This is a genomic window from Paenibacillus sp. 1001270B_150601_E10 (assembly GCF_015558675.1).
Taxonomy (GTDB): Bacteria; Bacillota; Bacilli; order Paenibacillales; family Paenibacillaceae; genus Paenibacillus_B.
The window spans coordinates 105,977-124,004 of the sequence record NZ_JADMOL010000007.1 but is presented as its reverse complement, the minus strand read 5'-3'; the positions used below and the strand labels follow the sequence as shown (position 1 = coordinate 124,004).

General features: G+C 47.5%; 12 protein-coding genes and 1 CRISPR repeat array. Of the genes, 7 read left to right on the top strand and 5 right to left on the bottom strand.

Annotated elements, in window-relative coordinates:
* Positions 1-238 precede the first annotated feature (238 nt).
* Positions 239-949 carry a trehalose operon repressor gene (gene treR / locus I2H74_RS16705; protein ID WP_195575369.1) on the top strand — a complete coding sequence of 237 codons (711 nt, stop codon included), beginning with the start codon at positions 239-241 and terminating at the stop codon, positions 947-949.
* Between the two features lie 232 nt (positions 950-1,181).
* A CRISPR array of direct repeats spans positions 1,182-2,149; the repeat unit is 32 nt; unit sequence GTCGCACCTCATGTAGGTGCGTGGATTGAAAT.
* Positions 2,150-2,317: 168 nt separating this feature from the next.
* Here treR and helD read toward each other — a convergent pair.
* On the bottom strand, positions 2,318-4,645 hold the full coding sequence (gene helD / locus I2H74_RS16700; protein WP_195575368.1) for an RNA polymerase recycling motor HelD: 2,328 nt from the start codon (positions 4,643-4,645) through the stop codon (positions 2,318-2,320).
* Between the two features lie 360 nt (positions 4,646-5,005).
* On the opposite strand from helD, the gene I2H74_RS16695 reads away from it, so the two are divergent.
* Complete coding sequence (locus tag I2H74_RS16695) at positions 5,006-6,610, top strand: stalk domain-containing protein (RefSeq protein ID WP_195575367.1); 1,605 nt, start codon at positions 5,006-5,008, stop codon at positions 6,608-6,610.
* A 30-nt stretch (positions 6,611-6,640) separates the two neighbouring features.
* The gene (locus I2H74_RS16690) at positions 6,641-7,210 is read left to right on the top strand and encodes a GNAT family N-acetyltransferase (protein WP_195575366.1); all 570 of its coding nucleotides are present in this window, start codon (positions 6,641-6,643) and stop codon (positions 7,208-7,210) included.
* Positions 7,211-7,385: 175 nt separating this feature from the next.
* On the opposite strand, the gene I2H74_RS16685 is transcribed toward I2H74_RS16690, so the two are convergent.
* The 3 genes from I2H74_RS16685 to I2H74_RS16675 all read right to left on the bottom strand — a co-directional run bounded on the left by I2H74_RS16685 (position 7,386) and on the right by I2H74_RS16675 (position 10,010).
* Positions 7,386-8,255 carry a DUF6544 family protein gene (locus I2H74_RS16685; RefSeq protein WP_195575365.1) on the bottom strand — a complete coding sequence of 290 codons (870 nt, stop codon included), beginning with the start codon at positions 8,253-8,255 and terminating at the stop codon, positions 7,386-7,388.
* Positions 8,236-8,700: a MarR family winged helix-turn-helix transcriptional regulator gene (locus tag I2H74_RS16680; RefSeq protein WP_195575364.1), complete on the bottom strand. Its 465-nt coding sequence runs from the start codon at positions 8,698-8,700 to the stop codon at positions 8,236-8,238. Before I2H74_RS16680 ends, I2H74_RS16685 begins: the two co-directional genes overlap by 20 nt.
* 110 nt (positions 8,701-8,810) lie before the next feature.
* Complete coding sequence (locus I2H74_RS16675; protein WP_195575363.1) at positions 8,811-10,010, bottom strand: stalk domain-containing protein; 1,200 nt, start codon at positions 10,008-10,010, stop codon at positions 8,811-8,813.
* Between the two features lie 164 nt (positions 10,011-10,174).
* Between I2H74_RS16675 and I2H74_RS16670 the strand changes: the two genes are divergently transcribed.
* Positions 10,175-10,780: a metalloregulator ArsR/SmtB family transcription factor gene (locus tag I2H74_RS16670; protein WP_195575362.1), complete on the top strand. Its 606-nt coding sequence runs from the start codon at positions 10,175-10,177 to the stop codon at positions 10,778-10,780.
* 271 nt (positions 10,781-11,051) lie between these two features.
* Positions 11,052-12,932: a molecular chaperone HtpG gene (gene htpG / locus I2H74_RS16665; protein WP_195575500.1), complete on the top strand. Its 1,881-nt coding sequence runs from the start codon at positions 11,052-11,054 to the stop codon at positions 12,930-12,932.
* A 347-nt stretch (positions 12,933-13,279) separates the two neighbouring features.
* Here htpG and I2H74_RS16660 read toward each other — a convergent pair whose 3' ends face one another.
* Positions 13,280-15,106 carry an adenine deaminase gene (locus I2H74_RS16660; protein ID WP_195575499.1) on the bottom strand — a complete coding sequence of 609 codons (1,827 nt, stop codon included), beginning with the start codon at positions 15,104-15,106 and terminating at the stop codon, positions 13,280-13,282.
* A 265-nt stretch (positions 15,107-15,371) separates the two neighbouring features.
* Between I2H74_RS16660 and I2H74_RS16655 the strand changes: the two genes are divergently transcribed.
* Positions 15,372-16,619: an amidohydrolase gene (locus I2H74_RS16655; protein WP_195575361.1), complete on the top strand. Its 1,248-nt coding sequence runs from the start codon at positions 15,372-15,374 to the stop codon at positions 16,617-16,619.
* 121 nt (positions 16,620-16,740) lie between these two features.
* Positions 16,741-17,616, top strand: a complete 876-nt coding sequence (locus tag I2H74_RS16650; RefSeq protein WP_195575360.1) for a radical SAM/SPASM domain-containing protein — start codon at positions 16,741-16,743, stop codon at positions 17,614-17,616.
* Positions 17,617-18,028: the final 412 nt, after the last annotated feature.

Genomic DNA, 18,028 nt, shown 5'->3' with positions numbered 1-18,028 from the left:
ATTATTATGGAACGGAAGCAAGCTTTGACATGCCGGAGGAGCTGAAGGCGAGATTCAAGGGCTGGAGAAGCTGCATTTTGATTCATAATTGCGAGGGAGCGAGCGAATCGTGGACATCACGAATTCCGCTCCGGCCGTACGAGTCCATTGTGTATTATTTGGAGCGATAGGATGAATCATAATGCTCAGATGTGATACGATAGTTCTATCGAGAATGGTGGTAGGGACGAGGGATTGCATGATGAGCAAGTACGAACAGATCATGGATGAGATCATTGACCATATAGAAAAGGGAAAATGGAAGGACGGGGCGAAGATCCCTTCTGAGACCGAGCTCATGGGCATGTATGAGGCGAGTCGCGGGACCGTACGCAAGGCTGTCGATCTGCTGCAGGAGCGAGGCTATATCCAGAAGATACATGGCAAGGGAGCCTTTGTGATTCAAAAGAAAAACATCGAGCTCAGCTTTGGCGGCATCGTTAGCTTTAAGGAAGCAAACGAGCGATTTAAGCGCGGATATACGACTGAAGTCAAGGAAATCCGCAAACTTAAAGCCGATCGAGACACGGTAAAGCTGCTTGGGGTTAAGGCGAAGACAGAGCTTGATCTGATTAAGCGTGTTAGGCGGGTTGATGGCGAGAACGTGATTTTGGATGTGAACCTATTCGTATCCGATCTCGTGCCGGGACTAACGAGAGAGATTGCCGAGAACTCGATCTATGCGTATATCGAGCATACGCTGAACTTGCAGATCAGCTATGCCCGCCGTGTCATCGAGGTGCAGCCATGCAGCGAGGATGACCGCAAGTATCTGGATTTGAACGGGACGGAATATGTAGTCGTTGTCAAAAACTTTACGTACCTGTACGACGGAACGCAATTCGAATATACCGAATCGAGAATGCGGCTCGACAAGTTCTATTTTTCCGATATCGCGCGGAGATCATAAAGTGAACCGTAACATGAGTCGTTCGGCTATCAGTAAGGACTTGTTTTTAGTTGGTGCGAATGTAGAGCGTACATGATTTCCCTGGGGCATTCGCACCAACTATTTTACAAATTCATCTAATTTGGTTACATAATTGTAATATATAACGTTTGATTTCAACCAAATAAAGTAAAAAATCAATTTATATATTGTGATAAGAGCCGATTTTTCATAATTTTGGTCAAAAATCGGAGTCGCACCTCATGTAGGTGCGTGGATTGAAATGTCAACAAGGTCTTGCGTCCAGCCTATATAGTCGAGAGTCGCACCTCATGTAGGTGCGTGGATTGAAATATGAACTACATGTCTTACAATCGGCTCTTATATCTCGTCGCACCTCATGTAGGTGCGTGGATTGAAATCTCGACTGTATCCAGCCGTTGTTTGCCTACCTTGTCGCACCTCATGTAGGTGCGTGGATTGAAATCACACTTTACGGATGTTCAAGCCTGCCTGCTCCGTCGTCGCACCTCATGTAGGTGCGTGGATTGAAATGTTCCGTCTCCAGTGTATTGAATAGCTTGTTCAGGTCGCACCTCATGTAGGTGCGTGGATTGAAATATCTGGTAGCCGAAAACGTCTATCGACTTGTCCACGTCGCACCTCATGTAGGTGCGTGGATTGAAATATAAATGCAGCAATACCCGATTCATCCTCAAGAGTCGCACCTCATGTAGGTGCGTGGATTGAAATCCGATGACGAACGTCGTAGCCGCTGGAGCATTCATGTCGCACCTCATGTAGGTGCGTGGATTGAAATATCCGTGATGCTTCCCATCATCTTAAACAAGGCTTGTCGCACCTCATGTAGGTGCGTGGATTGAAATAGTTGAGCACACTCATGACAAAGATGATAGACTTCAGTCGCACCTCATGTAGGTGCGTGGATTGAAATATATTTCGCGACGATTTGACTACTCTAAATAAATAGTCGCACCTCATGTAGGTGCGTGGATTGAAATTATTCCTCTTTAGGTTCTTCCTTCGAACGATTCGCAAGTCGCACCTCATGTAGGTGCGTGGATTGAAATAACTCCGCCCACAAACGCAATGCTTCTGCCTTAGTCGCACCTCATGTAGGTGCGTGGATTGAAATGATTACTCCAGCTATGATTGAATACAATCCAGAGTCGCACCTCATGTAGGTGCGTGGATTGAAATGATCAATTCTGTTAACTCGCGTTTTTGTTCAGGAGGTCGCACCTCACTTAGATGCGAGGATTAGCTTGCAGTCTTCAAATGTAGATCACTGAATGGAAAAAGGTGCACGCTCCTCGAAATAGGAGAGCTGCACCTTTTTCCATTATTCTCAATAGAACGCACTTTATCCTACAGAGAGTTCACTTCATATAAATCCTCTGATACGCCTTGCATAAAGACTGTTGCTTCACCCGCATGAAAGATTGTCAGCTCGTGCATTGCACGTGTGCAAGCTGTGTAGAACAGATTGCGCTCGCTCTCATCGTTGAATTGCTCGGCGGAGGCGTTATAGATGACAACCGCATCGAACTCAATCCCCTTCGCCAAGTAGGTAGGAACAATGACAAGCCCCTTGCTGTATGAGCTGCTTTCCTTTTCAACCAAGCGGAATGGAAGGCGATCCCCGATCCGCTCGGCTGCTGCTCGTGCCTCCTGAACCGTTTTACAAATAATCGCAATGGTTTGATGTCCATCTGTCTCAAATGCCTTCACCTGTTCTACGATGGCATCAGTAAGCTTCTCTTCGTTCTGCATCGATACGACGAGCGGCTTGCTGCCGTCACGGTTAAAGGCCTCGATCGCTTCTCCATCCGGCAGCAGCTGCTTCGTGTACTCAACGATTGGACGGGTGGAACGATAGCTTCTGTAGAGGCGAATCGTCTCTTGCGTATCGTCTGGGAACAGCGTCGAGATGTCCGCAAGCCCGCCCTCGTGAGGGAAGATGGTTTGGTTGCCGTCCCCTAGCATGGTCCATCTTGCACGTGGGAACAACTGCTTAATAAAAGCGATTTGGAACGGCGAGTAATCTTGTGCCTCGTCGATAAAGACATAGCGCACGAGCTTGTTGGATTTAAAGCCCTCCAGCATCTCTTTAAAATAGAGGTACGGCGTTGCATCCTCATAGGCCATTTGCTTCTCATCCATGCGCGCCAACGTTTGCTCGCAGATGGACTGCCAGTTCTGGGGCACATCCACTTGTGTCGCCGCCCAAGAGAGCAGTTCCTTATACATGCTGGCTACTTGAACATAGGCAAGGGATTTCACCCGTCGGAACAGCGGCTTGAAATGCTGGCGAACAACATACTGGGACAAGAGCTTCTGCTCGCGTTCATAGTCGTCGAACGTATCTTCATTGAAACGCTTATTGCTCATCAGCTTTTTATAGAACTTGTCGTATTCCTCTTTATCCAGGAATTGAACCTCCTGCTCGACCCATTCCTCTTGAATTTCACGCTTCTCGAGCTTCTTCAGCTCTCGAATGAGCCAGTTTGTGACTTCCTGCAGCCGATTCGGAATCGACTGATTCGGACTGAGGCTATAGAAATAGCTGGAGATCTCTTCGGCATCGATCAGGACGCGACCCTTGAACTTCAAGCTGCGGAATATCATGCCCTCATGTCTAAGCTGTTCCACAAATTGATCAATGGTTTGCATGAAACGAAGAGAGGATTTGTACATGATGCCCTCCATCCGTGTACGGAATGCATCATCCTGTTCAGCAGTCAGCAGATACTCTAACTGATCAAATGGATTCTCGATTTTATATTTCTTGCCGATCATATGCTCGATATATTGCTGGAAGGTCGTTTGCTGCATGTTCTCCTCGCCAAGCTCCGGCAGTACGTTGGCCACGTAGCTGTTGAACATTTGGTTAGGGGAGAAGAGAATGATCTGATCAGCAGTCAGCGTCTCCCGGTTCTGGTATAGCAAAAAAGCGACACGCTGCAGGGCGGCAGACGTTTTTCCGCTCCCTGCGGTTCCTTGTACAAGCAAGAGCTTGCTCTTCTCATTTCGAATGATTAGATTCTGCTCCCGCTGAATCGTTGCGACGATGCTCTTCATCTGATCGCTGGCGTTCCGTCCAAGCACCTGCTGAAGCAGCTCATCGCCAATGGTAATGCCGGTATCGAACATGCTGCGAATATGTCCGCTTCGTATAACAAATTGCCGCTTAAGCGTTAGCTCTCCTGAGATGCTGCTGGTTGGCGCCTGATACTGAGCTTGCCCGATCGAGTAGTCATAATACAGGCTTGAGATCGGCGCGCGCCAATCATAGATCAGGAATTGCTCGCTTTCCTTGTCATAGAAGGAGCCAATCCCTAGATAGATCTGCTCGGCAGTTTGATCGCCTTGCTCGACAAAGTCGATGCGGCCAAAGTAAGGATTCTCCTTCAGCTTCATCAGCAGCTTACGCTGATTGTAAGCCTGACGATGCGTCCTCTCCCGCTCGGAGAGAACCTCGGCCTGCTGTCGCATGCTTGCAGCGGTCTCTATGGCTTCATCCTCATTGTCTACGTTTACCGTGACATCATCCCAGAAGTCCTTGCGGATCGAGACAATTTCCGTTCTTACCGATCCGACTTGATCTCCGAGCTTCTGCTGTTCAGCCTCTACTTTCTCGATGACGGTATCCACGCGTTCCTGTTCGTTCTGAAGCTCAAGCTCCCAGTTGCTCATCACGATCTCTCCTTTGCATGGTTGGATTAAAAAAATCATTGACAATTATCAGAATCACAAGTACAATAAAATTAAGGAAACAAAAATAATGCCATACTTGTGTTCAAAATCATAAAAATGAGCGTCCTGCTCACTTTATCATAACGTTAAGGCTACGTCAAGAACGCGATACATATTAGACCACCATGGGTGGTCTTTTTCTGTTATATGGATCATTTTCATCGAAAGGAATAAATAGAGTGAAACCTATAAGCAGCAAAAGCGTCTAGATGTTAGGACGACGGAAGTTTGCTGGTGATAGCGCGGAGGGTATGACGAGTACGCTGGGCGCTTTTTTATGAAAAGAAAGGGTGAAAGTCGATGAAGACTTATTCTGTCCTTGTAAGCAAGGACAACCAAGGCAGCAATCATCATAGACTTCATGAACGACAAACTAGACGCTCCCATTATGTGAAAATGACCATATGTTTTATAGCAGCGCTGGCAACCACGTCTCTGGTGCTGCCTTTGTATGTGCATGCTGATGATGCTGGGGCAGGCTATTCGGGTCAAACTAACATCACGCGTGCAGACGATTCTCACAAGATGATTGCGAATACTCAAGCACATGCAAGTGGGAACACCAATCCATCTATCGGCGTAACGAAGGACGCGCCTCGATTCGTAGCCGTAGAGGCGGGGGATTACTATTCCGCAGGGCTTCGCAGTGATGGATCTGTCTGGGTGTGGGGCAGGAATATGCTCGGAGAGCTCGGTTTACAGGAAACCGTGACCTATACCTATACGAATGGCCCTGTCCGTTTAAGCGGATTATCCGATGTAAAGTCGATCTCAATCAATGGGGGATGGAAGGCTCAGAATCTTGCTGTCCAAGCAGACGGTACAGTGTGGCAATGGGGCAGGGGGGAAACTTTGCAGCCTGATGATGGTAAGATTCATTCTTTGCTTCCCGAGAAAATCGAAGGGATTACCGATGCGGTAATGGCCGTAGGGGACGGCGCATATGGCTCCTACGGTTATGTGTTGAAACAAAATGGTACCGTATGGTCATGGAACAGGCCTGGAAAGAAGGCTGACTTAACGGAAGCTAAGGGATTAAATCAAGTCGTCCAAATCGAGCCTCATTCCTCCGGGATCTTAGCGGTAAAGAAGGACGGTACAGTCTGGTACTGGGAGAGAAACGACAAGAACAAGAAGAGCCCGACTAAGGTTCAAGGACTGTCCAATATACGTCAAATCTCTGCGTCGAATCAAACGGGGAGTTATATCGCACTTGATAAGCAGGGAAAGGCTTGGGCGCCCAATGAAAAAGGGAAGATAGTCAAGTTCCAGCCTAAGCTGACCTTGAAGGAGGTTCGAGCAGAGGCTTCTTATACGCTGCTTCTGACGACGTCTGGCGAAGTGCATACCTACGGCAAGACTGCAACAGGCAAGCAGGGCAAGGTGAACGGCTTGCCGAAGATCACCGCGATTGGAGCAGGCGGCTACCATAATCTTTTCATAGATGAAGCGGGCAAGATCTGGGGCATGGGAGCCGATAAATTTATGGAGATCGGTGCTCCTCAAACAACGCCGGAAGGCATGGTGTATGCCCCTATTCAAGCTATGGCAGATGTGGATGTCGTCATAAATGGACAGCTTCAGCTGCTCGGCTTCTCGCCAATGGTCACCGCGAAAAGTGTTCAACTGCCTGTCCGCAAGCTGGCCGAGGTTCTTGGTGCAAGCTATATACCGCCTGGAATAAATGCACCTGAGCCTGTTCACATGCTGAGGTATAAGGATAAGCAGGTATCTTTCCTTGTCGGAAATGACGCTGCTAAGACCGATCACGGAGCAGTCACTCTGCCAGAAGCACCGATGGCATATGTAGGTGCCACTACGATTCCCTATCAGCTGCTTAAAGAGCTGGGGCTGAACGTCACATGGGACTCGAAGCAAAGAGTGATTTCGATACAGGGCGAGTAGCTTCGTCTTTTAGAACTAGGAGGTGACTTCATGTTAGACAAAAGCATACCTTATTATCGTATTCTGCTAAAGCGTGAGCCAAGAACGGATATTCCTTATGCAGCGCTGCCGGAAGGCTATACGATCGTACGATATGAACCTGGCGACGAGGAAGCATGGGCAAGCATTGAGACTGCTGTGCTGGAGTTTGATCATGAGCAGCAGGCATTGGCATATGTAAAGGAGCGTTTTGTTCCTTATATGGAAGAGCTTAAGCGCCGCATGTTATTTGTGCAAGATGAAACAGGCAGCAAGGTTGCGACCTTTACGGCATGGTGGAACTATACGGGGGAGCGAAGATATCCGTTTATGCACTGGGTAGCGGTTAAGCCTGAAGCACAGGGATTAGGAATCGGCAAAGCACTGGTCGCGCATGGCGTACAGCATATGGTTAATATTGAAGGAGATGTAACGATGTACATCCCTACACAGACATGGAGCCATAAAGCGATTCGCATGTATCGCTGGGCTGGCTTTGACTTTGTCGTCGATGAACCGAAGCCGGGAGGCTTTGAGAATCAGACAGAGCAAGGAATTGAGGTTATACGCAGACTGCTTTAATCCTGCAGATGCCAAGATAGTTAGCCTGGATATCGTGGTCTTTTTCGTTACATAACATATAGAACATGTTGAACCCAAGGCTGCATATGAGGTAAGTCGTATGCAGCCTTTTTTGTTTTTTTATAAATAGAAGTCTTATAGAAATAGAGGCATTCCTGCTATCTTGGATGGAGATTTATAACGGCTGATCATAGTCGAAGCTTACCTCATGGCTGTCAAAATAGATCAGGTCTTTATCGCTGAATTTCCAAATGGCCTGAAGATGGGTGGGCTGCTTGATGCCATTTGTTAGCTCATATTCGTCGAATCTAACGAACCAAGTAACCTGCTGATACGTGCCATCGGGAGAGATAAGGAATCGATCCTCTGTTGTGAAGGTGAGTAGCTTGCCGTCGGCATCAAAGGCAAATACGCCACTGGCGGAACATCCATCATAAGATATCGTTGCTTTTGCATGGGTATCATCGATAGACTCCCATACGATATAAGGCTGCAAGGCAGCGCTTGGGATCATTAACGATTCGGATAGAAACGTTACAAGAGCAGCCTTATTCATTTCCTCACCCGTTTGATGAAATAGTGTAAATCCTTTTGCCAGCACACCTAACATGCTTCCTTTACCATGAACGTAAGAGTCCAAGCCTTGAAAAGGAATACCATACAGCGTTGTATCGATGAAGGCGAGTCTTATAGGCTCATGTGCAAAGTTGAACTGTGTGTAGTCAATGGAGATGGCGGGTTTATCTGGTGACATGATAAAGTCAACATCTTTAAATGCAGCTTTCATATAAGACATCTTGGGCTTTCCTAAGTATCCGCTGTAAGTAAAGTAATGGCGAACAGGGGCAGGCAGGCCTTCCATATCCTCTGTCGTGAATACTTCTTGTGAGATGGACAGATGATCAATCTGATCTGTAACAGCCTGATCAAATTCGTGTCGGGTTTTAGAATACGGAGATTGAAAAAAGATGACAACGCCCAAGACAATAACGACAATAATGCCAAGTATAGTCCACAAAGTAAGCTTACTCCTTCTCGTTTTCATGTTGTAGTGACTCCATGGTGATGATGTTATCTGCTAGCTTCATTATTCCTTTGCATAAGGCGTCTGTACTTTCCTCGTTAAAGCCATCGAATAGAGCAACCATAAATTGTGCTTCTTTTTCTTCTCTTGTTTGAAAATAGGCTGCGCATTTGGGTGTGAGATGCATTCGAAATATTCTTGCGTCATGCGCATCCTTTATCAGGGAAACAAAGCCTCGCTTTTCAAGTATGAGCGCCATCTTCTTTACATTTTGTCGGGAGTATCCGACCATCTCCGCTACTTCACTAATTGTCGGAGAAGGGTGTTCCGACTTTAAGATCATGGCAATCAACAGCCACTGTTTTAACGTTACATTCTCATCCAACTTATCGCCAAGAACCTGTAAGCGATTGGCTAAAGCAAGGATACCCCCAAAGATATAGGCTTGCTTCTCGGGATCATTCAATCTACGACACCTCCGCGTGCAACAAAAAAAAGGGTAACTAGTTACTATTTAATAATAAGTAACCAGTTACCCTTTGTCAATCATAATGGAATCTTGATTTCATATCGCTTTTAATACACTTCAACAATGAATTCTGCCCAGCCGGTGCTGGTAGGACCATACTCAAGAGCAGGGATATAAGCAGGGCTGTACACGGTAATCAAATAGTAGCCCTTGTCTTGAAGCTTTAACGACCCTTTAAAGGATTGATCTTTAATTGGCACCTTCACTGAATTGATTTCATGGAAAATGTCAAAGGAATTTGCTGCATTTTCGTTATACTTCTGAATGGAGAATGTGAGCTGGTCAAACTTATCGTTCTTAGCAAGAATTCGACCGTTTGTTTCAATCGTACTTCCCTTAGGGATACGGACATAGCCTGTGGTAGGCTTGTCAAAGGCAATATAGTTTTTCCCCTCTTCTAAGATTTGGACAGGTGTAGAACTTTCATCTGCCACCTTCCTAAATACCGTTAGATTTTTATCTCCAACGGAGATCGCTGTAAGCTTCAAGGGGTTCGGCCCAGGTCGAAGATTAAGGGTGAATTGGATTCGATTATAGGTCCGACCGTCAAGGGAAATGTTCTTTTCTATTACCTTGGCACCGTCATTGCCTCCGCCCCACGCACCGCCAGACAGAGGAGTTAGAATCTGTGGCGTATATAGATCCTTTTCATAAAGCACAGTGAAGGTTGTGCTTTCTTTATCGGTCTCCCACTTCGGTTGGAGCCGTTCAATGACTTTGTTGCTCCACTTCAGCGAGACCTGCTGATTTACCGTTTCTGGCGAAATGCCAAGATAAGTTAGCGCACGGATAGGTACATATGTAACCCCGCGGGAAATGAATGGCTGAGGGATCTTTATATCTTGGATCGCGACGCCATCCACAGAATAAACCTTATCAGAGCCTACTTGAAAGACGAGCTCTTGAAAGGGAGGGTTGATTTCACTGTTCATGACCATTTTGACTTGCTTCGAAGCAGGAATCCAGGTAACGGACTTTGCAGCTCCTGTAGCTCTCAAGGTGCGAAGCGGGACATAGACACGTCCTTCCTTAAGAATTGGCTTATCCAAGGACTTGGATTGACCATCAAGCTTAGCCTGTCCGCTCTTTAAGTTAACTGTAAGCTCATGCGGAACTCGATACATCTTCGCGACATCCTGAGTCGTTGATGCTGTATGGACTTCAGGCGCAGCCTGCTCGGCAAAAGCACTGGTACCAATACCAAAGGCCATTATAGCAGCCATTAGTACAGCCATACCTTTCTTCATGTAATCGTCTCCTTTAAAACTAAAATTTACCTACTGTTGTATAGACGCCTATTTTGTAAAATGGTTGCAGGATAAGATTTACAATTAAGGAGATATCGTGTATTATCTATTTTAACAAACATCTAATTAGATAATCATTAAATTTATTTGGAGAGGTGTATAAAATGCAGCTGGAAAAGGTGGTGCTGTACCATAAGGCGCTGGCTGACCCCACTCGGATCAGACTGTTAATCCTGCTTGCAGGAGGAGAATTGCATGGGCAGGCGCTGGCTGAGAAGCTTGGAGTGACGCCTGCGACGGTGACTCATCATGCGGCAAAGCTTCGCGAGGCGAGTTTGATTTGCGAGCGCAGGGATAAGAATACCGTGTATTTTTCGTTAAATGATTATTTTCTTAAGAGCAATGCGCAAGCAGCGCTGAATCTAGTCTATCGCCACGGACGCGAAGAAGGAGGGAATGAAGAGATGTCAGATGAGAACAAGAAGTTTAAGAATTCGGTGATCCATAATTTCTTTACAGCCGATGGGAAGCTCAAAAGCATTCCGGCTCAGCTAAAGAAGAAGCTGATCGTGCTGGAGCATATCGTATCACAGCTTACGTATGGACAGAAATATGCGGAGAAGGAGCTTAATGCCTTTATTAAGCAGTATCATGAGGATTTCGCAACGATAAGAAGGGAATTTATTATGCACCAGTTCATGTTCCGTGAAAAGGATATTTATGAGCTTAATCCTCAGGAGATGTGGGCCAAGTGGGAGGCATTAACATAACTCCAAGCGTAATCGAGAGAATCTTTCCTCCATGCGGTGGCATTGAAGACAATCTGCTGCTCATCTTTTAATAGAAGATTCTGAATATTATGCGTCATATCGTGGAGAAAGTTGACATGCCAAGATTAGGTGTGTTATATAAAAAGTAGTGTTAGCACTCTTGTTGATAGAGTGCTAAATGATTACAAACAAGACAAGTGCACCGGCTGCCGTGTAACCTTGCGTTATGCAGCAGCTCATTCTGATGGTGGATGAGAAAGGGGAACCAGGCATGGCTAAGAAGCAGTTTCAGGCTGAATCCAAGCGATTACTTGAGATGATGATTAACTCGATCTACACGCAGCGCGAGATCTTTTTAAGAGAGCTGATCTCAAATGCAAGTGATGCGATCGACAAGCTGTATTACAAGGTGCTCGCTGATGAGCATCAGGAATTCCATAAGGAGAACTACTTCATTAAGATCGCTGTCGACAAGGACAACCGTACATTGACGATCTCTGATACAGGGATCGGGATGACGAAGGAAGATCTTGAAAGCCATCTCGGCGTAATCGCGAAGAGCGGCTCCCTTGCATTCAAGCAGGAGAACGAGATGAAGGAAGACCATACGATTATCGGTCAATTCGGGGTAGGCTTCTACTCTGCTTTTATGGTGGCAGATTCCGTAACGGTCATCAGTAAAGCCTACGGCAGCGACGAGGCTTACAAGTGGGAGTCCGAAGGAACGGACGGCTATACGATCGAGCCTGCAGCGAAAGATACGGTCGGAACCGATATTATCCTGAAGATCAAAGCGAACACGGAAGAAGATCAATACGACGAATATTTGGAGCAATATCGCCTGAAGGCGATCATTAAGAAGTACTCTGACTTTATTCGCTATCCGATCAAGATGGATGTGACCGTGCAGCGTCCGAAGGAAGAGGGAAGCGATGAGCTGGAGTCTCATACAGAAGAAGAGACTGTGAACAGCATGATCCCGATCTGGCGCAAAAATAAAAGCGAGCTGACCGATGAAGACTATGCGAACTTCTACAACGAGAAGCGCTATGGCTTCGACAAGCCGCTGAAGCATATTCATATCAGCGCAGACGGTGCTGTCGTGTATCGCGCGATTCTGTTTATTCCAGAGCATACGCCATTCGATTACTATACGAAGGAATACGAGAAAGGGCTTGAGCTCTATTCCAACGGCGTTCTGATTATGAATAAATGCAGCGACTTGCTGCCTGACTACTTCAGCTTCGTGAAAGGGATGGTGGACTCCGAGGACTTATCCTTGAACATCTCCCGCGAAATGCTCCAGCATGACCGTCAGTTGAGCTTGATTGCGAAGAATATCAAAAACAAGATCAAGAGTGCCTTGCAGGGCATGCTGAAGGACGAGCGAGAGAACTACGAGAAGTTCTATCAGGCATTTGGCAGACAGCTGAAGTTCGGCGTTTACAACGACTACGGCATGCACAAAGAGGATTTGCAGGACCTGATCCTATTTACGACATCGAAGGAGAAGAAGCTGGTTAGCCTGGATGAATACGTATCCCGCATGCCTGAGGATCAAAAATTCATCTACTACGCTGTCGGCGACTCCATCGAACGCATTGAAAAGCTGCCACAAACCGAAATGGTTGCGGATAAAGGCTACGAAATTCTCTACTTCACAGATGATGTTGATGAATTTGCGATCAAGATGCTGATGAAGTACAAGGATAAGGAATTCAAGTCTGTATCGAGCGGAGATCTTGGCCTCGACACAGAAGAGGACAAGGAGCAGAACGAGAAGGAAGCGGAGAGCCATAAGGCGTTGTTCGACTACATGCAAGAGCGTCTTCAAGGCAAGGTCAAGGCGGTTAAAGCATCGAAGCGCTTGAAGAGCCATCCAGTCTGTTTGTCTTCCGAAGGCGAGCTTTCTATCGAGATGGAGAAGATTCTGAAGGCGATGCCGAACAATCAGGACATTCAAGCTGACAAGGTGCTTGAGATCAACGTGAACCACGAAGTGTTCAAGGCGCTTGAACAGGCGATGGAGCAGGATAAGGTGAAGCTTGACCTGTATACGAGCCTGCTGTATAACCAAGCCCTCTTGATTGAAGGTCTGCCAATCCAAGATCCGGTGGAGTTTACGAACGAGATCTGCAAGATCATGGTGTAATCCGAATGTGAACTGAGGACTGTATCTTAAGCAGCTATAGGTGACGTTCATCGATCATTGTGTTCGCTGCCGTTTATGATGCAAAGAACTCGCTAGATATTCATATGGATAAAATGAAGGCTCCTCCTCGTACATGGACACATGACGAAGGGGAGCCTTCTGCTTATAGAAGAGCGCTATGTTAAATGAATGGCTCGCCTCGACCCTATATTTCTAATAGAAGGCATGAAGGATCGAGGCTGAAGTACTGATGTATACACATAGCCGTGTTCCCAACGGCTATGTGTATGAAGCGTGCTCATGAGTTTGTTCTATTTGCTTTATCGTAGATGGAAACGATAGTGCCTTTATTCCACAAACAGCGATACTTTCTCGAACCCTGCATCAGTGATGCGGATCAAGCCTGTATCGGAAATGTGAAGTGTTGGAATAACGACCAACGCCAATAAGGACAGCGTCATGAACGCATAGTTCATCGTGCAGCCAGCATCAACAAGCGCACGGCTGATCGCTTCGGATTGCTCGACTACCGTCTCGTATGGAGCCGTCGACATGAGGCCCGCAAGCCGAAGCGGAAGCTCCGTCAGCTCGCTGTTGGATGCAATCGCGATGCCGCCCTGCATGCGGATGACCGCATTGGCTGCTTCTGCCATCAAGGCATCGTCGTTGCCGATGACGAGCAGATTGTGGCTGTCGTGAGCAACGGTCATCGCAAGCGCTGCTGGGCGATGGAAGCCGACGTTGCCTACAAGACCAAAGGCCTTGTTGCCATTGCGGCCATGGCGCTCGAAGATCGCCATTTTACAAAGCGTGGTCTCAGGCGTGATGCTGAGCTTGCCTGCTTCAACCGGCACCTCCGTGAATACTTCCTCTGTCTCCACATGGTTCTCGCGCACTTCAGCAACGCGAACTTTCACGTTTCCGCTTGCAACCGGAGCCTCAATCTCAAAGTCTGTAGCGATCAGCTCTCGATTCAGCTTCACGGAGTTCACCGCGAATTCCGGATAATCGAAAGGCTGAAGCTCGACAACCATGCGTCCATTCTCGGCAACCACATCGCCGCGTGCGATCGTCATCACGACATTCACATCTGCCAGATTGCCGTCGAGCAGAATAATATCTGCGATCGTGCCAGGCGTCACCGAGCCGACATCACGAGCAACACCGAAGCGCTCTGCGGTATTCAATGTAGCCATTTGGAAGGCGGTAACCGGCTTTACGCCCTGCTGAATCGCGTGGCGAACGATAAAGTTCATATGGCCTTCTTCCATCAAGGAGTCGCAGATTCGGTCGTCAGAGACCAGAATCATGCGGCGGGAATCAATGCCCATTTCCGTATGAGCCTTGATCGTAGCCTCAACATCATGCCATGCCGATCCACGACGCATCTTCGCATAGATGCCAAGACGCACGCGCTCGACTACATCCTCAGGCTTCACGCTTTCATGACAGCCGGATACGCCTGCTGCGGCATAGGCGGACAGTCTCGGATCATTCACTGGCCATGTATAGTGACCATCGACGACGCGGCCAGCGCGAAGCGTCGCTTGGATCTCGCCAATCATTTTGGGATCGCCATACACGACTCCTGGGAAGTTCATGACTTCGCCAAGCGCGATCATATCGGGTCCCCAGCTCAAAGCCTCCGCTACATCCTCAGGGCCAAACTCGGCACCCGAGGTTTCAAACTCAGGATTGGTTGCAGGCACACAGGATGCAACCTGCATATAAGCCGCCATTGGCGTCCGTCTCGCTTCATTCAGCATGATGCGAAGGCCTGGCAGTCCAAGCACATTGGAGATTTCATGCGGATCGAAGAATCCTCCAGTCGTGCCAAGCGGCAGCACCGCATTCGCGAAGGAAGTTACAGACAAGAGGCTGCTCTCGATATGGCAGTGCCCATCGAGAAGCCCTGGCGCGATATATTTGCCCTCAGCATCGATCACACGAGTGGATGGGGCGATCATGCTCTCGACATGAGGTCCGACGTAGGCGATGCGCGTTCCTACTACAGCGACACAGGTATTCGGGATAATCTCGCCCGAGGTAACGCTGACCAGCTTACCGTTACGAATGTAGAGCGTTGCTTTTTTCTCCCCGCGTGCAAATGCAACCATATCTGGAATGCAGTCAGCAAGGTGTGGTCTTTCATAAGAGACTTGTTGCTTACTCATCATGCTTGTCCACCTTTCAATCTCGTTATATGTTTCATCTTACACATAAAATCACGAACATTCCAGTATAATTATTCTATTATTGTTCAGTTTTTGGCGAAAAACTTCATAGGGAAAGGTTATCGATAGCTTCTCTATTGAGAGTGAAGGGAAGTAGATTCTCAAACGTTGAAAAGATTTAAATTTAAAGTAGAACATTCGCTAGTATTGTGCCATGATGAAAGAGTAGGCATGACCAACATGAAGAGAAGGAGATGTTTTCGATATGCAATCATCCTATTGGTTAACTCATGTTCGATTGGAAAGTGGATTTCAGTTCGAAGCAGGACAAGTGATCGGAACGTCTACAGTTGTTGCTCATTTACATATTGAACAGGGCGTGATTACGGATATCGTGATCGGTGATGCCCTTCCTGATACAACGGAACCGATGTGGGATGCGGAGGAGTCGCTGCTTCTGCCTTCGCTGACAGAGAAGCACGTTCACCTGGACAAGACGCTCATGGGAACCCCATGGCAGGCGGTCATTCCTGCTCAAGGCGTTACGGGTCGCTGCGAGGTGGAGAAGCGGGTGCTGCCTGCCCTTCCTTTATCTGTAGAGGATCGGGCAGAGAACCTGCTCAGAACACTGATTGGTTACGGTTCGACACATGTGAGAACGCATGTGGATGTATACCCGGAGGCAGGGCTTCGCAACTTGGAAGGGGTTCAGCAGGTGCTTCGCAATCATGGGGAGCAGCTGTCTTATGAGATTGTTGCCTTTCCACAGCATGGCCTGCTGAGAAGCGGCTCTCAAGCTTTGGTAAAAGAAGCGATGAGACAAGGGGCTCATCTTGTAGGCGGTGTCGATCCTGCGACGGTGGATGGGGATATGGAGCGCTCCCTGCAGGAGATGGTCGAGATCGCAGTCATGTTCCAGGCAGGCATCGATCTTCATCTGCATGATGCAGGAGAGGTTGGAGCCGGGACGATCAAGCGTCTTGCGGAGCTGACGATGGAAGCAGGCTTGCAGGGCAAGGTTGCTGTCAGCCATGCCTTCAGCCTTGGCGATCTTGAGCCTGAAGCGCTGAAGGAGATGTCGGCTGTACTTAAAGAAGCAGGGATCACAATTATTACAAGTGTTCCGCTTCGCAGAGCGATGCCTCCTGTTCCTGAACTTCACCAGTACGGCGTTGATGTGGCAGTTGGATGCGATAACATTTTCGATACGTGGCAGCCGTTTGGCAATGGGGATGTATTGGAGCGCTGCAGCCGGCTTGCTGAGCGATTCGGCTGGAGCAGCGAGTTCAAGCTGTCGCGTGCTCTTCAGTATGCCACAGGAGGGAAGATGCCTCTTGATGATGAAGGACATCAAGTGTGGCCACGTGTCGGCGATCGTGCGGATATGATGCTTGTTCAAGCAAGCTGCTCGGCAGAGGCAGTCGCAAGACGCTCAGCTCGGAAGGCTGTATTCTACAATGGCAAGCTTGTAGCAGGGCAGGTTCATCGTTCGTCCCAGCAATCCAATCTATAGCAGCAGCGGCAGCAAGATGCTCTATATCAGAAGGGACGCTATCCTTTATAATAGAGTAGTCATGCTGATGGACGTTAAATAGATGGACTGAGGACATATTGATAGAATGGAGAACGTTAGGTTGAAGACTTTCAAGAAAGTATATATTGAGATTACGAGCGTGTGCAATCTTGCGTGCAGCTTCTGTCCGCCTACGGAGCGCAAGGCAAAGTTTATTTCAGTAGAAGACTTTGCGCTTACACTAGATCAGATTAAGCCGCATACCAATCATATTTATTTGCATGTCAAAGGCGAGCCCCTCTTGCATCCGCGTATTCACGAGCTGTTGGATGTAGCGAATGAGAAGGGCTTCCGTGTTAATATCACGACAAACGGCACTTTAATTGTTAAGAACAGCCATAAGCTGCTCGGCAAGCCGGCGCTTCGCCAGATGAATTTCTCCCTTCACAGCTTTGATGGGCATGAAGGCTCAGAGAATCGTGAGAAGTACTTGATGGACATTATTCGTTTTGTCCGACAAGCCGCTGATGAAGGCGTCATGATCTCGTTTAGGCTGTGGAACCTGCAAAGAGAGGATGCGACAGAACTTGATCAGCGTCTGAATCGTGAAACGTTATCGATTCTCGAACAGGAATTTGGGCTTGATTATCGCATTGAGGAGAAGGTTACGCCGGGTAGTGGGGTACGCATTGCCGAGCGCATTTTTTTAAACCAGGATTATGAATTTGCATGGCCAAGCCTGCAGGCGCCTTGCGACGATGGAAGTGGTTTCTGTCATGCACTGCGCAGCCACGCGGCGGTTCTGGTGGATGGCACGGTGGTGCCGTGCTGTCTCGATGGAGAAGGGGTCATCAATCTCGGAAATGTGCACCAGACTTCATTCTCAGATATAGTAGACGGGGAGCGGGCGAATCGTCTGTATGAAGGCTTCTCGAATCGACAGGCTGTCGAGGAGCTGTGCAAGCGATGCGGCTATCGCCAGCGATTTGGAACATAGCATAAGGCAATTTAAGATGGGAATCGGTTTATGGAGAAGCGGTCGAAGAGGCCGCTTTTTTATTTATTTATTTTTAAACAGAAAGAAGATTAGAAGATTAAATTTTTAATATTAACAGATAAACCATATCAAAAAACATCAAAAAATTGACGAATTGGAGAACAACGCCGAAAATCCCAAAAATAATGATCGAAAATATTGATAATTAAAAAACAATGTGATAGTATTCACTTGCACAAGTTAATTATTTCACAATTGCTTAGGGGGCTTCACACATGAAAAAAATGCTGTCTATTCTATTGGCTACAACATTAGCAATGTCTTTGCTTGCTGCTTGTGGTGGGAAAGACACGAAAGATGCTGCAACAACAGATAATACAGCAACAGAGCAACAAGACAACGGCAGCACAAC

Excerpts from the sequence above, each read along its gene's own strand:
- treR (WP_195575369.1), top strand. The coding sequence starts at position 239 with ATGATGAGCAAGTACGAACAGATCATGGATGAGATCATTGACCATATA.
- helD (WP_195575368.1), bottom strand. The coding sequence starts at position 4,645 with ATGAGCAACTGGGAGCTTGAGCTTCAGAACGAACAGGAACGCGTGGAT.
- I2H74_RS16695 (WP_195575367.1), top strand. The coding sequence starts at position 5,006 with ATGAAGACTTATTCTGTCCTTGTAAGCAAGGACAACCAAGGCAGCAAT.
- I2H74_RS16690 (WP_195575366.1), top strand. The coding sequence starts at position 6,641 with ATGTTAGACAAAAGCATACCTTATTATCGTATTCTGCTAAAGCGTGAG.
- I2H74_RS16685 (WP_195575365.1), bottom strand. The coding sequence starts at position 8,255 with ATGAAAACGAGAAGGAGTAAGCTTACTTTGTGGACTATACTTGGCATT.
- I2H74_RS16675 (WP_195575363.1), bottom strand. The coding sequence starts at position 10,010 with ATGAAGAAAGGTATGGCTGTACTAATGGCTGCTATAATGGCCTTTGGT.
- I2H74_RS16670 (WP_195575362.1), top strand. The coding sequence starts at position 10,175 with ATGCAGCTGGAAAAGGTGGTGCTGTACCATAAGGCGCTGGCTGACCCC.
- htpG (WP_195575500.1), top strand. The coding sequence starts at position 11,052 with ATGGCTAAGAAGCAGTTTCAGGCTGAATCCAAGCGATTACTTGAGATG.
- I2H74_RS16660 (WP_195575499.1), bottom strand. The coding sequence starts at position 15,106 with ATGAGTAAGCAACAAGTCTCTTATGAAAGACCACACCTTGCTGACTGC.
- I2H74_RS16655 (WP_195575361.1), top strand. The coding sequence starts at position 15,372 with ATGCAATCATCCTATTGGTTAACTCATGTTCGATTGGAAAGTGGATTT.